We start from the raw sequence: 15349 nt of genomic DNA, 5'->3' as shown, positions 1-15349 counted from the left end.
AATGCGGTATTAGTGAGCGGCCCATTCGATCGTCGACAGATCGATGCCTTCCTGGTGCATTTCCCAGAGCGGCGACAGTTCGCGCAGCTTCGCGATCTTGCTGTTCAGCAGGTTGATCACGAAGTCGACTTCCTGCTCCGTCGTGAAGCGGCCGACCGTGAAGCGGATCGAGCTGTGCGCGAGTTCGTCGTTGCGGCCGAGCGCACGCAGCACGTACGACGGCTCGAGCGACGCCGACGTGCACGCGGAGCCCGACGACACCGCGACGTCCTTGATCGCCATGATCAGCGACTCGCCTTCGACGAAGTTGAAGCTGATGTTCAGGTTGTGCGGGACACGGCGTTCCATGTCGCCGTTCACGTAGGTTTCCTCGATCTGCGACAGGCCGCGCAGCAGCTTGTCGCGCAGCATGCGCACGCGCTCGTTCTCGGTCGCCATTTCCTCGCGGGCGATGCGGAACGCTTCGCCCATGCCGACGATCTGGTGCGTCGGCAGCGTGCCCGAACGCATGCCGCGCTCGTGACCGCCGCCGTGCATCTGCGCTTCGATGCGCACGCGCGGCTTGCGGCGCACGTACAGCGCGCCGATGCCCTTCGGGCCGTAGGTCTTGTGCGCCGAGAACGACATCAGGTCGACCTTCAGCTTCGCGAGGTCGATGCCGACCTTGCCGGTCGACTGCGCGGCGTCGACGTGGAACACGATGCCCTTCTCGCGGCAGATCTCGCCGATCGTCTCGATGTCCTGGATCACGCCGATCTCGTTGTTCACGTGCATCACCGACACGAGGATCGTGTCCGGGCGCAGCGCGGCCTTGAACACGTCGAGGTCGATCAGGCCGTCATCCTTCACGTCGAGGTAGGTGACGTCGAAACCGTCGCGCTCGAGCTCGCGGCAGGTATCGAGCACGGCCTTGTGCTCGGTCTTCACCGTGACGATGTGCTTGCCCTTGCCCTTGTAGAAGTTCGCGGCACCCTTGATCGCGAGGTTGTCCGATTCGGTTGCGCCGGACGTCCAGATGATCTCGCGCGGATCGGCGTTCACGAGTGCGGCCACCTGTTCGCGCGCTTCCTCGACCGCACGCTCCGCGTCCCAGCCGTAAGCGTGGCTGCGCGACGCCGGGTTGCCGAACTGCTCGCGCAGGTACGGCACCATCTTGTCGACCACGCGCGGGTCGACGGGGGTCGTCGCGCTGTAATCCATGTAGATGGGCAGGTGGAGAGTCTCTTGGGTCATCTGTCGCTCCGGGTATTCTGTGCAGGGACTATGTGCGTTATGGGGTATGGCGGGCGCCTTCGCGCTCACGAACTCGCGATGTTGAACACCGAATTGGGGCCGAGCGGCATCGTGCGCACGGGCTCGGCCGGTGCGGCGACGGGCTCCGGCGCGCGGCGGTCGCGCAGCACCGCGGGCGCGCCCTCGCGTGCGCGCTGCTGATCGACGAGATCCTGCAGCGACACGGAGTCGAGGTATTCGACCATCTTCTGGTTCAGGGTCGACCACAGCTCGTGCGTCATGCAATGGCCGTCGGGCTGCTTCGAGCCGTCGCACGTGCCTTTGCCGCCGCACTGCGTGGCGTCGAGCGGTTCATCGACCGCGATGATGATGTCGGCAACGGTGACGTCCTGCGCGCGGCGCGCGAGGTTGTAGCCGCCGCCCGGGCCGCGCACGGATTCGACGATTTCATGCCTGCGCAGCTTGCCGAACAGCTGTTCGAGATACGAGAGCGAAATCCGCTGGCGCTGGCTGATGCCTGCAAGCGTCACCGGGCCCTGCTCCTGGCGCAGTGCCAAGTCAATCATCGCCGTGACGGCGAAACGGCCTTTGGTGGTGAGTCTCATGGTGTCTAGGGGACTGCAATCTTGACGATTTTGGTCAAGTATAAATATTTGACGTTTTTAGTCAAGTATCCATGTCTTTGAAAGGGTATTCGCAGACCGCTGAATACCACCGTGCGATCAGCGCGCCGTACGGGCCCGGAGTGTCTCCAGCAGGCCCGCGCACGCGCGTTCGACCTGATCGAGCACCTGTTCGAAGCCCTGCGCGCCGCCGAAATACGGGTCGGCCACTTCGGTTTCGGTCGAATCCGGCGCGAATTCCATCAGCAGGCGCACCTTGTCGCGATACCGCGGCGGGCAGCGGCGCTGCAATTCCGCGAGATTCGCCTCATCCATCGCAAGCAGCAGGTCGAAGCGCTCGAAATCCGCCGCACTCACCTGCCGCGCGCGCAGCGCCGACAAATCGTACCCGCGACTGCGTGCCGCCGCCTGCGCCCGTGTATCGGGCGGCTCGCCCACGTGCCAGTCGCCGGTGCCGGCCGAATCGATCGCGATCCGGTCGGCCAGCGCGGCCGCGTCGACCTGGTGGCGCATCACGCCTTCCGCGGTGGGCGAACGGCAGATGTTGCCGAGACAGACGAAACAGATAGCAACGCGGGTCATCGCACTATAGAAAAGTTGCGGCGGACCGCGTGGAAGAACAACACGCCATTATACAAAGGCGGCCGAAATCGCGCCGTCGCCCGACGCGACGGCGCCATGCCTCACAGCGCCTTCGGCGCGGCGAGCACGATGTCGCCGGATGCCGCCGGCAGCGGCTGCGCCGCGTCGCCGACCAGCCCGAACGACACCGCGCGCGCCAGCTCGGCGGACGCCTGGTGAACCGCGAGCGGACCGCGCGACGGCGCATCGGCCATCGTGTGCAGATAGGCTGCCGCTGCCAGCGGGACGACGATTGCCAGCGGCCAGTACATCGATATTGTCTTTCTCATGATGCGGACCTCCTTGACCCGGTACCCCGAAACCCAATTCCGGGGACTACAAACCAGATTCTATAGACCGCATCTATCGAGATAAATATGCAAATAGCGAACGCACTGTTGCCGCCCGCTGAACAGTCGTCAGCCGAGGTGGCTCTGGGACGCCGCGTACAGCTCCCGGAACGTGCGCCCGGTCGGCGTCGGCATGTCGCGCGTGTCCATCCAGCCGCCCATCATCGGCAGGCGCCGCAGCGTGCCGCCGTTGCCCAGCCGCTCGAGGACGCGCACCGCGAGCTTGGTCGTCAGCGCGTACAGCATCGGCCGCCGCGCGAAGAAGCCCCATGCGGCGAGCGCCGCCCGCTCGCGCCACGGCCGCAGGTGCCGCTCGACCTGCTTCTCGCGCAGCGTGCGCAGCAGGTGCGACAACGGAATCCCGGCCGGGCACACGCTGTCGCATTCGCCGCATAGCGTCGCGGCCTGCGGCAGGTCGAGCGTACGGTCGAGCCCGACGTAGCTCGGCGTCAGCACCGACCCCATCGGCCCCGGATAGACCCAGCCGTACGCATGGCCGCCGACCTTCTGATATACCGGGCAATGGTTCATGCACGCGCCGCAGCGGATGCAGCGCAGCATCTCCTGGAATTCGCCGCCGATCAGGCCCGTGCGGCCGCCGTCGACCAGTACCACGTAGTTGTGCTCGGGGCCATCCTCGTCGCCCGGCCCGCGCGGCCCGGTCAGCAGCGAGAAATAGTTCGACGTCTTCTGCCCGGTCGCCGAACGCGGCAGCAGGCGCATCGCGGTCGCGAGATCCTCGAGGGTCGGCAGCACCTTCTCGATGCCCGTCACCGCGACGTGCACGCGCGGCATCACCGTGCACATGCCTTCGTTCCCTTCGTTCGTCACGATTGCGACCGAGCCCGTCTCGGCGATCACGAAGTTGCCGCCCGTCACGCCCATGTCGGCCGACATGAAATGCGGGCGCAGCACCTCGCGCGCCTCGCGCGTCATGTCCGGAATCTCGGTGAGCCGCTCGCGGTGGTGCGTGCGCGCGAACAGGTCGGCGATCTCGTCCTTGTCCTTGTGCACGACGGGCGCGATGATGTGGCTCGGCGGCTCGTTGTCGTTGATCTGCAGGATGTATTCGCCGAGGTCCGTCTCGATCGACTGCACGCCCATCTCCGCGAGCACCGCGTTCAGGCGCATTTCCTCGGACACCATCGACTTGGTCTTGATGACCTTCTTCACGTCGTGCCGGCGCGCGATGTCGGCCACCAGCCGCGCGGCATCCGCGGTCGTTTCGGCGAACAACACCGTCGTGCCGCGCCGCGTCGCCTCCTGCTCGAAAGCCTCGAGCCACACGTCGAGGTTCTCCAGCGCGCGGTTGCGGCGCGCCTTGAGCGCGGCGCGCGTGGCCGGGAAGTCGATCGCGGTCATCGCGTCGGCGCGCGCGGACACGAACTTCGTCGACAGCTTCTTCAGGTTCTGCTGCAGGCGCTGGTCGGCCAGCTTCTGGCCGGCGCGCGCCTTGAAATGCATCGATTGGACTTGCATCGCGGTATCGGGAAAAGTGAGCGGAACCGGGCGTCAGACGTCGCCCGCCAGCACCTGCGCGACGTGCAGCACGCGCGTGTCGCGGTCGCCGGTGCGGCGCAACCGCCCTTCGATGTTCAGCATGCAGCCGAGATCGCCGAGCACGACGGCACCCGCGCCCGACGCACGCACGTTCGCGCATTTCTCGTCCGCGATGGCCGCCGAGATGTCGCCGTACTTGATCGCGAACGTGCCGCCGAAGCCGCAGCAGTGCTCGCAGTCCTTCATCTCGGTGACCGCAACGCCGCGCTGCGCGAGCAGCGCGCGCGGCTGCGCCTTCACGCCGAGTTCGCGCAGGCCCGAACACGAGTCGTGATAGGTGACGGGGCCGGTGAACTCGCCCGGCGCGAGCGACACCTTCGCGACGTTCGCGAGGAAATCGGTCAGTTCGTAGACCTTCTGCTGGAACCGCGTGTAGCGCCCCATCAGTTCGGGGTCGTCGCGAAACAGGTCGCCGTAGTGCGCGCGGATCATCCCGCCGCACGAGCCCGACGGCGCGACGACGTAATCGAACTGCTCGAACTCGCGCAGCGTCTTTTCGGCGAGGTCGCGCGCGAGCGCGCGGTCGCCCGAGTTGTAGGCCGGTTGCCCGCAGCAGGTCTGCGCGGGCGGCACGATCACTTCGTAGCCGGCGTCGCGAATCAGCTTGAGCGCCGAGAAACCGATTTCGGGGCGCATCAGATCGACCAGGCAGGTCACGAACAAACCGACTCGCATACGTGCTCCTTCGAGAAAACGGCTCTCATTATCCGCCGTTTGGCCAGCAAGACCAACGCCGGCTCGCATGCAAGCCCGTCGTGCACGAAACGAGGACTTCCTCGAACGGCGTTCGCTTTTTTCACAATACGAGATACAATCGTTGCAACACCGCTTGACGCGTCAACCGATTTCTCCCCCCGACATGAGCCAACCCACCCCGGATTCAAAAACGTCGATCCAGGTGATCGAACGCATGATGCGGCTGCTGGACGCGCTCGCCGCGCACAGTGATCCTGTCAGCCTGAAGGAACTGGCGCAGCGCACGGAGCTGCACCCGTCGACCGCGCACCGCATCCTCAACGACATGGTGACCTGTCGCCTCGTCGACCGCTCCGATCCCGGCACCTACCGCCTCGGCATGCGGCTGCTGGAGCTCGGCAACCTCGTGAAGGCGCGCCTGTCGGTACGCGACGCGGCGCTGATGCCGATGCGCGAGCTGCACCGCCTCACCGGGCAGACCGTGAACCTGTCGGTGCGCCAGGGCGACGAGATCGTCTACATCGAGCGTGCGTATTCCGAGCGCTCGGGGATGCAGGTCGTCCGCGCGATCGGCGGCCGCGCGCCGCTGCACCTGACGTCGGTCGGCAAGCTGTTCCTCGCGGCCGACGAAACGTCGCGCGTGCGCGCCTATGCGACGCGCACGGGGCTGTCCGGCCATACGCAGAACAGCATCACCGACATCGCGAAGCTCGAGCGCGAGTTGACGATCGTCCGCCAGCAATCGTGCGCGCGCGACAACGAGGAGCTGGAGCTCGGCGTGCGCTGTATCGCGGCCGGCATCTACGACGATTCGGGCAAGCTCGTCGCGGGCCTGTCGCTGTCGGCACCGGCCGACCGCCTGCAGGACGCATGGCTCGGCCAGCTGAGCCGCACGGCACTCACCATCTCGGAATCGCTCGGCTACCGGCCGACGCCCGCGAAGGACGTGGACGGGCTGCAGCGGCAGGCGTAAGCCGCCCGCCGGCCTCGATGCCGGTTCCGCCGGACGTAAAAAAGCCCCGCGATTGCGGGGCTTTCTTGTTGCAGCCTGCGGCGCGATCAGGTTCCGCCGTTCGGCGTGTTGGCCGCCGTCAGGCGCTCGCCGCCGCCGGCGTCGAGCCAGTTGCGCAGGCGCGATGCGTCGGCGAAGCGCGAGTACTTGCCGAACGAGTCGAGCAGCACCATCACCATCGGCCGGCCATGGATCGTCGCCTGCATCACGAGGCATTCACCCGCTTCGTTGATGAAGCCCGTCTTCTGCAGGCCGATGTCCCACGAGCCGTTGCCGCGGATCAGCGCGTTCGTGCTGTTGTACGCGAGATTGCGCTTGCCCGTGAACACCTCGTAGCTGCGATCGGTCGAGAACTGGCGGATCATCGGATACTGATACGCGGCATTGACCATCTTCACGAGATCACGCGCACTCGACACGTTCGAGCTGGACAGGCCGGTCGAATTCTCGAAATGCGTATCGGCCATGCCGAGCGCCTTCGCCTTCGCGTTCATCGCGGCGATGAACGCCGGACGGCCGCCCGGGTAATAACGCGACAGCGCCGCGGCCGCGCGGTTTTCCGACGCCATCAGCGCGATGTGCAGCATGTCCTCGCGCGACAGCACCGAGCCGACCGACAGGCGCGAGCCCGTGCCCTTCTCGTAGTCGCGGTCTTCGTCGGTGACTTCGATCTGATCGGTCATCGGCGCCTTCGAGTCGAGCACGACCATCGCCGTCATCAGCTTCGAGATTGACGCGATCGGCACGACGGCGTGCGAATTCTTGTCGAACAGCGGCTCGCCGGAATTCTGGTCGACGACGTACGCGACGCTCGAACGCAGCGCGAGCGCGTCGGGCGTATCGTGCAGGCCGAACGCCTGACCGACCGTCGGCCGGCGCGGCTGGAACGCGACCTTGCGGACCGCGCCGCGATGGCCGCCATGCAGGTTGTTCGCCGCGAGCGTCACGCGCTTTCGCGACGCCTTCGCGCGCGGCGCATCGGCCGCGGCGACCTTGGCGGATTTGTCGGACGTCGCCTTCGCCGACTTCTTCTTCGCTGACGAAGCAGGAGCGACGGCTTTTTTCTTGGCGGCTTGTTGGGTCTTCGCAGTGGCGGCAAAGGCGTCAGCAGGCGCGACGGACGCGGTGGTCGCCAGCAAGGCGACTGCGACCGACACAGCCGTGCCGAGCGTCATGCTCTGCAACAATCTGCGCGGTGAAAACGATTCGGCTTTCATTGGGGTCTGGACAAAGCGGCGGGAGGTTTCCGCAAGTGTAGTTAAAGCTGAAAAAAAGAGCAATATTAGGCACTTACCGATCGTCGTTAAACCGGAATGTAAGGGTCGGCCAACCTCAGACCAATCGACCCTCCCGCCCCCATCGAAAAAACTCATGGGTGCACTGCCCGACAGCGCCCGTCTCCCGATTACCACTCGGTTAATTGAGATAACGTCACTTCGGAGGCGATTTAAAGCGGGGAAACTACGTATCCGGTGCTCGGCGTGCCAGGGGCGCCGGTCTCGACCGTGGCGGCGGCACGTCGCCACGGCACGCGCATCGAAACGGCGCGTTTTTCGACAGGAACAGAAGGATAACGTTCCATGGGCCTGTCAGGTTTACCTGTGCATGATCATGGTGCGCCGCGCTTTCCCCGCCGTCGTGCGCACCATCTGGGAACGCGCCTGAAACCGATTCCGGACGACCGCGATAACCCGTTGTTTTATCGATAATTTGTCGCGATTGTGCAACGCACAAAAAACACTTGACATCCGTTTTCTCTGCCCTAAAATAAGCCTCATTGCTGCGTTGCACAAAGCACGCGCATCCGAGATTCCCCGTCGTAGTGCCCTTTACCCTGCGATCGACGCGATCGCTTTTCAGGAGCTGGACATGTCCTTGCTGACCCCCGAGCAAATCGCCGCTGCACAGAAAGCCAACCTCGAGAGCCTGTTCGGTCTGACGACCAAGGCGTTCGAAGGCGTCGAAAAGCTGATCGAACTGAACCTGCAGGTCGTGAAGTCGACGCTGGCCGAAGGCCAGGAAAACGCACAACGCCTGCTGTCGGTGAAGGACGCGCAGGAACTGATCGCGCTGCAAGCCAGCCTGTCGCAGCCGGTCGCTGAAAAGGTGCTGTCGTACGGCCGTCACCTGTACGAAATCGCATCGTCGACGCAAGCCGAGTTCGCGAAGGTTGCCGAAGCGCAATTCGACGAGCAGAACAAGAAGGTCCAGGCACTCGTCGACAACGTCGCGAAGAACGCCCCGGCCGGTTCGGAAACGGCTGTCGCCGCGCTGAAGTCGGCACTGAACGCCGCGAACACCACGTACGAAACGGTTCAGAAGGCCACGAAGCAAGCCGTCGAAATCGCTGAAACGAACTTCAACGCTGCTGCTGCCGTCGCGACGAAGGCTGCTACCGCCGCCGCCGCACGCCGTTCGAGCAAGCCGGCCGCGTAAGCGCCCCTGCTCCTGAAAGAGCCGCGCCCAGCGCGGCTTTTTCGTTTCTGGCGCCGGAACACGTGCGAACCGGCAAACGCCGGCCGGCTTCAAGCCGTCGTCCGGCCGCCGCGCCGGCTGCGCACAAAAGAAAACGCCGCCGCCCGAATCGTCCGGGCGGCGGCGTTTTTCGTGGCCGGCGCATGGCCGGCCGTGCCGGTCGCGTTACTTCTTGCGTTGCGGCGGCAGGTCCGTACAGACGCCTTCGTACAGTTCGGCGGCCATGCCGACCGACTCGCCGAGCGTCGGGTGCGGATGGATCGTCTTGCCGATGTCTTCCGCGTCCGCGCCCATCTCGACGGCGAGGCACACTTCGCTGATCAGGTCGCCTGCGTTCAGGCCGACGATGCCGCCGCCGATCACGCGATGGGTTTCCTCGTCGAAGATCAGCTTCGTGAAGCCTTCGTCGCGGCCGTTCGCGATCGCGCGGCCCGAAGCGGCCCACGGGAACACGGCCTTGCCGTACTTGATGCCTTCGGCCTTGCACTGGTCTTCCGTCTTGCCGGCCCACGCCACTTCCGGATCGGTGTAGGCGACCGACGGGATCTGCAGCGCATCGAAATACGCCTTCTCGCCGTGCGCGGCTTCCGCTGCGACGTGGCCTTCATGCACGGCCTTGTGCGCGAGCATCGGCTGGCCGACGATATCGCCGATCGCGAAGATGTGCGGGACGTTCGTGCGCATCTGCTTGTCGACGTCGATGAAGCCGCGATCGGTGACCGCGACGCCGGCCTTGTCGGCACCGATCTTCTTGCCGTTCGGGCTGCGGCCCACCGCGACGAGCACGAGGTCGTAGCGCTGCGCTTCCGCCGGCGCCTTCTCGCCCTCGAACTTCACGTAGATGCCGTCTTCCTTCGCTTCCGCGCCGACCGTCTTGGTCTTCAGCATCACGTTGCCGAAGCGCTTCGCGTTGTACTTTTCCCAGACCTTCACGAGATCGCGGTCCGCGCCCATCATCAGGCCGTCCATCATTTCGACGACGTCGATCTCGGCGCCGAGCGTCGAGTACACCGTGGCCATTTCGAGGCCGATGATGCCGCCGCCGATCACGAGCATGCGCTTGGGCAGCTGGCGCAGTTCGAGTGCGCCGGTCGAGTCGACGACACGCGGGTCTTCCGGCATGAACGGCAGCTTCACGGCTTGCGAGCCCGCGGCGATGATCGCCTGCTTGAACTTCACGACCTTCTTGCCGTTTTCGCCCTGCACTTCCATGTGGAACGGATCGACGAACGCACCGACGCCGGTGACCACTTCGACCTTGCGTGCCTTGGCCATGCCGGCGAGGCCCGTCGTCAGCTTCTTGACGACGCCGCCCTTGAAGTCGCGCAGCTTGTCGAGATCGACCTGCGGCTTGCCGAACGTGATGCCGTGCGACGCGAGCGCCGCGGCTTCCTCGACGACGAGCGACGTATGCAGCAGCGCTTTCGACGGGATGCAGCCCACGTTCAGGCACACGCCGCCGAGCGTCGAGTAGCGTTCGACGAGCACGGTCTTCATGCCGAGGTCGGCCGCGCGGAACGCGGCCGAGTAGCCGCCGGGGCCGGCGCCGAGCACGAGCATGTCGCACTCGATGTCGGCGGCGCCGGCATAGCTGCCGGCTTGCGGCGCGGGCGCCGGAGCGGCGGCAGCCGGTGCCGGTGCCGGCGCGGCTGCGGGCTTCGGCGCTTCAGGCGCTTTCGCGGGTGCGGCGGCACCGGCCGACGCTTCGACGATGGCGATGACGGTGCCTTGCGAGACTTTCTCGCCGGCCTTGACCTTGACTTCCTTGACGGTGCCGGCGACGTCGCTGGGCACTTCCATGGAGGCCTTGTCGGATTCGAGCGTGATGAGCGTTTGCTCTTTTTCGATCACGTCGCCGGGCTTCACGTTGACTTCGATGACATCGACGCCGCTGAAATCGCCGATATCCGGAACCTTGACTTCGATGAGACTCATGACTGTCCCCTTCTTGATTGGCTGCAGAGAGAGAGGGAGGGACTGGCGGAAAGACGGAACCTGACGACAAGCGGCCTGACAAGAGCACGCGACGTTGGGCAGGACTACCTTTGCCGTCCGCCCAAGGACGCGCCTTTCTTTTGGTTACTTTTCTTTGGAAGACAAAGAAAAGTGACCGCCGCCCCGCGCAGGGGCGACGCCGGCAGACCGTTGGCAAAACAGGTTCAACGACAAGCGCGTGGCGAACCGACAAGAACCACGCCCCCGCGAGCCCCTCATCTCATCAAAGAATGATGCGGCGGAAATCGGCCAGCAACGCACCGAGATACGCGTTGAACCGTGCGGCCTCCGCACCGTCGATGACACGGTGGTCATACGACAGCGACAGCGGCAGCATGAGACGCGGCACGAACTGCTTGCCGTCCCACACCGGCTTCATCTGCCCACGCGACAACCCGAGGATCGCCACTTCCGGCGCGTTGATGATCGGCGTGAAGTTCGTGCCGCCGATCCCGCCGAGCGACGAGATCGAGAAGCAGCCGCCCTGCATCTGGTCCGGCTTCAGCTTGCCTTCGCGCGCGGCCTTCGACAGGTCGCTCATTTCCTTCGCGATGTCGACGAGGCCCTTCTTGTCCGCATCGCGGATCACCGGCACGACGAGGCCGTTCGGCGTATCGGCCGCGAAACCGACGTGGAAGTACTGCTTGAACACGAGGTTGTCGCCGTCGAGGCTCGCGTTGAAGGTCGGGAATTTCTTCAGTGCGGCGACGACTGCCTTGATCACGAACGCGAGCATCGTGAACTTCACGCCCGCCTTTTCGTGTTCCTTGTTCAGCTGGACACGCAGCGCTTCGAGCTCGGTGATGTCCGCTTCGTCGTTGTTCGTGACGTGCGGGATCATCACCCAGTTGCGATGCAGGTTCGCGCCGGAAATCTTCTTGATGCGCGACAGCGGCTTCGCCTCGAACGGGCCGAACTTCGAGAAGTCGACCTTCGGCCACGGCAGCAGGTTCAGCTCGCCGCCGCCTGCCGGCGCAGCCGCTGCTGCACCCGGTGCCGCGCGCTGGCCCGTCATCACACCCTTCACGAAACCGGTGACGTCGTCCTTCGTGATGCGGCCCTTCAGGCCCGAACCCTGCACGCGTGCGACGTCGACGCCGAGTTCGCGCGCGAACTTGCGCACCGACGGCGATGCATGGCTCGCGCGGTACTCGCCCGACGGCGCGGCGGCCGGTGCGGCGGCAGCCGGTGCCGGCGCTGCCTTCGCGGGTGCCGGTGCGGCGGCGGGTGCCGGAGCCGGCGCGGCCGCAGCCGGCGCCGGTGCGCTGGCCTGCGCAGCGGGAGAGGACGCGCCTGCGGCTTCGAGCAGCACGATCAGCGTGCCTTCCGATACCGAATCGCCCACCTTGACCTTGATGTCCTTCACGACGCCGGCGGCCGGGCTCGGCACGTCCATCGTCGCCTTGTCGGATTCGAGCGTGACGAGCGACTGTTCCTTCTCGACCGTATCGCCGACCTTCACGCCGATCTCGATCACCGGCACGTCCTTGTAATCGCCGATGTCGGGCACCTTCACTTCGAGCGTGCCGCCGGCTGCTGCCGGTGCGGCCGCCGGTGCAGCCGCGGCCGGAGCCGGCGCTGCCGCCGGAGCGGGCGCTGCGGCCGGTGCAGTCGCGCCGTTGGCCTGCGCCGCGCCGGCGCCTTCGAGCAGGATGATCAGCGAGCCTTCCGACACGGAATCGCCCACCTTGACCTTGATTTCCTTCACGACGCCGCCCACCGGGCTCGGCACGTCCATCGTCGCCTTGTCGGACTCGAGCGTGACGAGCGACTGCTCGGGCTCGACCGTATCGCCGACCTTCACGCCGATCTCGATCACCGGCACGTCCTTGTAATCGCCGATATCCGGCACCTTCACTTCGATCGCTTGACTCATCTGTTTCTGTCTCCATGGCCGCGCGCGCTCCTCGCGGGAGCGACGCGGGCATTACACGGCGTGTGCGTTAAACGGTCATCGGGTTGGGCTTGGACGGATCGAGGTTGTACTTGGCAATCGCGTCCGCGACCACCTTGCGCTCGATCGTGCCTTCGTCGGCCAGCGCGTTGAGCGCGGCGACGGTGACCCAGTGACGGTCGACTTCGAAGAAGTGACGCAGCTTCTCGCGGGTATCCGAGCGGCCGAAGCCGTCCGTGCCCAGCACGACGAAGCGGCGATCGATCTGGCCGCGGATCTGGTCGACCAGCGCACGGACGTAGTCGGTCGATGCGATGACCGGGCCCTGCGTGTCCTTCAGGCACTTCTGCACGTGCGACAGGCGACGCTCTTCGGTCGGATGGAGCAGGTTCCAGCGTTCGACCTGGTGGCCTTCGCGCGCGAGCTCGGTGAAGCTCGGCACGCTCCACAGGTCGGCGGCGACGCCCCAGTCATTCTTCAGCAGGTCGGCGGCGGCGATCACTTCGTTGAAGATCGTGCCCGCGCCGAGCAGCTGGACGCGCGGCGCCTTCTTGTCGGCGTCGGCCTTCCTGAACGCGTACATGCCCTTGATGATGTCGGCTGCCACGTGGTCGCCCTGCGGAATCGCCGGGTGCTCGTAGTTCTCGTTCATCACCGTGATGTAGTAGTACACGTCTTCCTGGTCCTGCACCATGCGGCGCAGGCCGTCCTGGACGATCACGGCGAGTTCATAGCCGAACGTCGGGTCGTAGCTCACGCAGTTCGGCACCGATGCCGCCCACAGGAGCGAGTGGCCGTCTTCGTGCTGCAGGCCTTCGCCGTTCAGCGTCGTGCGGCCCGCCGTGCCGCCGAGCAGGAAGCCGCGCGAACGCATGTCGCCCGCGGCCCATGCGAGGTCGCCGATCCGCTGGAAGCCGAACATCGAATAGAAGATGTAGAACGGCACCATGATCTCGCCGTGCGTCGAGTACGACGTCGCCGCCGCGATCCAGTCGCACATGCCGCCCGCTTCGTTGATGCCTTCCTGCAGGATCTGGCCGGTTTCCGATTCCTTGTAGAACATCAGCTGGTCGGAATCTTCCGGCACGTACTTCTGGCCTTCCTGGTTCCAGATGCCGATCTGGCGGAACAGGCCTTCCATGCCGAACGTACGCGATTCGTCCGGGACGATCGGCACCACGCGCTTGCCCAGCGCCTTGTCCTTCAGCAGGATGTTCAGGATCCGCACGAACGCCATCGTCGTCGAGATCTCGCGGCCTTCGCCCGTGCCCTTCAGCAGCGGCTCGAACGCGTCGAGCGCCGGCACCGGCAGCGACGTCGCCTTCTCGCGGCGATGCGGCAGGTAGCCGCCGAGGTCCATGCGCTTCTGGCGCATGTATTCGAGTTCCTTCGAACCTTCCTCGAACTTGAGGTACGGCACGTCGGCGATCTGCTCGTCGGTGATCGGCAGACGGAACTGGTCACGGAACTTCTTCAGTTGCTCGACCGGCAGCTTCTTCTGCTGGTGCGTGATGTTCATCGCCTGGCCCGACTCGCCCATCCCGTAGCCCTTGATGGTCTTCGCGAGGATGACGGTCGGCGCGCCCTTCGTGTTCGACGCTTCGTGGAACGCCGCGTAGATCTTGTGCGGATCGTGGCCGCCGCGGTTCAGCGCCCAGATGTCGTCGTCCGACCAGTCGGCGACGAGCGCCTTCAGTTCAGGCGTGTTGAAGAAGTGCTCGCGAACGAACGCGCCCGACTCCGACTTGTACGTCTGGTATTCGCCGTCGACGACTTCCATCATGCGGCGCATCAGCGCGCCCGACTTGTCGCGCGCGAACAGCGCATCCCAGCGGCTGCCCCAGATGACCTTGATCACGTTCCAGCCGGCGCCGCGGAATTCCGATTCGAGTTCCTGGATGATCTTGCCGTTGCCGCGCACCGGGCCGTCGAGACGCTGCAGGTTGCAGTTGATCACGAACACGAGGTTGTCGAGCTTCTCGCGGCTCGCCATCCCGATCGCGCCGAGCGATTCCGGTTCGTCCGTCTCGCCGTCGCCGAGGAACGCCCACACCTTGCGGCCTTCCGTCTTCGCGATGCCGCGCGCCTGCAGGTACTTCATGAAGCGCGCCTGGTAGATCGCCATGATCGGGCCGAGACCCATCGACACGGTCGGGAATTGCCAGAAGTCCGGCATCAGCCACGGGTGCGGGTACGACGAGATGCCCTGGCCGTCGACTTCCTGGCGGAAGTTGTCGAGCTGCTCTTCCTTCAGGCGGCCGAGCAGGAACGCGCGCGAGTACACGCCCGGCGACGAGTGACCCTGCACGAACACGAGATCGCCGCCGTGCTGGTCGGACGCCGCGTGCCAGAAGTGGTTGTAGCCGACGTCGTAGAGCGTCGCGGCCGATGCGAACGAGGCGATGTGGCCGCCGACGTTCGTGTCCTTGCCGGCACGCAGCACCATCGCCAGCGCGTTCCAGCGCGTGTACGAACGGATGCGGTGCTCGATGTCCTGGTCGCCCGGGATCTTCGCCTGGGCTTCGACCGGGATCGTGTTGATGTACGGGGTGTTGGCGGAGAACGGCAGGTGCTCGCCGTGCATGCGGGCGAACTCGATCTGTTTTTCGATCAGGTAATGCGCGCGGCCGGTGCCCACGGAGGAGATCACGCCATCGAGCGACTCCAGCCACTCGATGGTTTCTTGCGGGTCGTCGTCACGATCGGCGGCGACATATTTCATCACTTCGTTCGGTACAGCGGACATTCTCGTCTCCTGGGTCCTGGAATGTGAGGATCGCTCTCATGCAGACGACGCGACGCGGCCGGCTGCGGGCAAGCTCCAGCGGATTGTAATGAGCGTGCGCGGGCCTGCGCAACAAAATTTTCGAATTGTGAGATCTTTTCTCGT

At 65.3% G+C, this 15349-nt stretch carries 12 protein-coding genes; 2 read left to right on the top strand and 10 right to left on the bottom strand.

Annotated features, from left to right (window positions below):
• Nucleotides 1-9 precede the first annotated feature (9 nt).
• The 6 genes from AC0KUR_RS31335 to AC0KUR_RS31310 form a co-directional block, all read right to left on the bottom strand.
• On the bottom strand, nt 10-1233 hold the full coding sequence (locus tag AC0KUR_RS31335; RefSeq protein WP_034188941.1) for an IscS subfamily cysteine desulfurase: 1224 nt from the start codon (nt 1231-1233) through the stop codon (nt 10-12).
• Nucleotides 1234-1298: 65 nt separating this feature from the next.
• Entirely contained in the window at nt 1299-1838 is a 540-nt protein-coding gene (iscR, locus tag AC0KUR_RS31330; RefSeq protein ID WP_006401955.1) for a Fe-S cluster assembly transcriptional regulator IscR, read from the bottom strand.
• A 117-nt stretch (nt 1839-1955) separates the two neighbouring features.
• Nucleotides 1956-2438, bottom strand: a complete 483-nt coding sequence (locus tag AC0KUR_RS31325) for a low molecular weight protein-tyrosine-phosphatase (RefSeq protein WP_473376848.1) — start codon at nt 2436-2438, stop codon at nt 1956-1958.
• A gap of 101 nt (nt 2439-2539) precedes the next feature.
• Nucleotides 2540-2767, bottom strand: a complete 228-nt coding sequence (locus tag AC0KUR_RS31320) for a hypothetical protein (RefSeq protein ID WP_034188943.1) — start codon at nt 2765-2767, stop codon at nt 2540-2542.
• 129 nt (nt 2768-2896) lie between these two features.
• A complete protein-coding gene (locus AC0KUR_RS31315) occupies nt 2897-4306 on the bottom strand; it encodes a lactate utilization protein B (RefSeq protein WP_034188944.1) in 1410 nt (469 codons plus the stop codon).
• Nucleotides 4307-4339: 33 nt separating this feature from the next.
• Nucleotides 4340-5062: a (Fe-S)-binding protein gene (locus AC0KUR_RS31310; RefSeq protein ID WP_049031305.1), complete on the bottom strand. Its 723-nt coding sequence runs from the start codon at nt 5060-5062 to the stop codon at nt 4340-4342.
• A 184-nt stretch (nt 5063-5246) separates the two neighbouring features.
• Between AC0KUR_RS31310 and AC0KUR_RS31305 the strand changes: the two genes are divergently transcribed.
• Nucleotides 5247-6056 carry an IclR family transcriptional regulator gene (locus AC0KUR_RS31305; RefSeq protein WP_034188946.1) on the top strand — a complete coding sequence of 270 codons (810 nt, stop codon included), beginning with the start codon at nt 5247-5249 and terminating at the stop codon, nt 6054-6056.
• 86 nt (nt 6057-6142) lie between these two features.
• Here the strand turns inward: AC0KUR_RS31305 and pbpG are convergent, their stop codons facing one another.
• A complete protein-coding gene (gene pbpG, locus AC0KUR_RS31300) occupies nt 6143-7312 on the bottom strand; it encodes a D-alanyl-D-alanine endopeptidase (protein WP_034188947.1) in 1170 nt (389 codons plus the stop codon).
• Nucleotides 7313-7964: 652 nt separating this feature from the next.
• Between pbpG and AC0KUR_RS31295 the strand changes: the two genes are divergently transcribed.
• Nucleotides 7965-8531: a phasin family protein gene (locus AC0KUR_RS31295; RefSeq protein WP_034188948.1), complete on the top strand. Its 567-nt coding sequence runs from the start codon at nt 7965-7967 to the stop codon at nt 8529-8531.
• A 204-nt stretch (nt 8532-8735) separates the two neighbouring features.
• On the opposite strand, the gene lpdA is transcribed toward AC0KUR_RS31295, so the two are convergent.
• The 3 genes from lpdA to aceE all read right to left on the bottom strand — a co-directional run bounded on the left by lpdA (nt 8736) and on the right by aceE (nt 15205).
• On the bottom strand, nt 8736-10505 hold the full coding sequence (gene lpdA / locus AC0KUR_RS31290; protein WP_124670794.1) for a dihydrolipoyl dehydrogenase: 1770 nt from the start codon (nt 10503-10505) through the stop codon (nt 8736-8738).
• 283 nt (nt 10506-10788) lie between these two features.
• Nucleotides 10789-12441, bottom strand: a complete 1653-nt coding sequence (gene aceF, locus AC0KUR_RS31285) for a dihydrolipoyllysine-residue acetyltransferase (protein WP_034188950.1) — start codon at nt 12439-12441, stop codon at nt 10789-10791.
• Nucleotides 12442-12508: 67 nt separating this feature from the next.
• Complete coding sequence (gene aceE, locus AC0KUR_RS31280; protein WP_034188951.1) at nt 12509-15205, bottom strand: pyruvate dehydrogenase (acetyl-transferring), homodimeric type; 2697 nt, start codon at nt 15203-15205, stop codon at nt 12509-12511.
• Nucleotides 15206-15349 lie beyond the last annotated feature (144 nt).

It is taken from the genome of Burkholderia sp. YHN3-13, from assembly GCF_055810675.1.
This window is presented reverse-complemented; position numbering and strand designations above follow the sequence as displayed.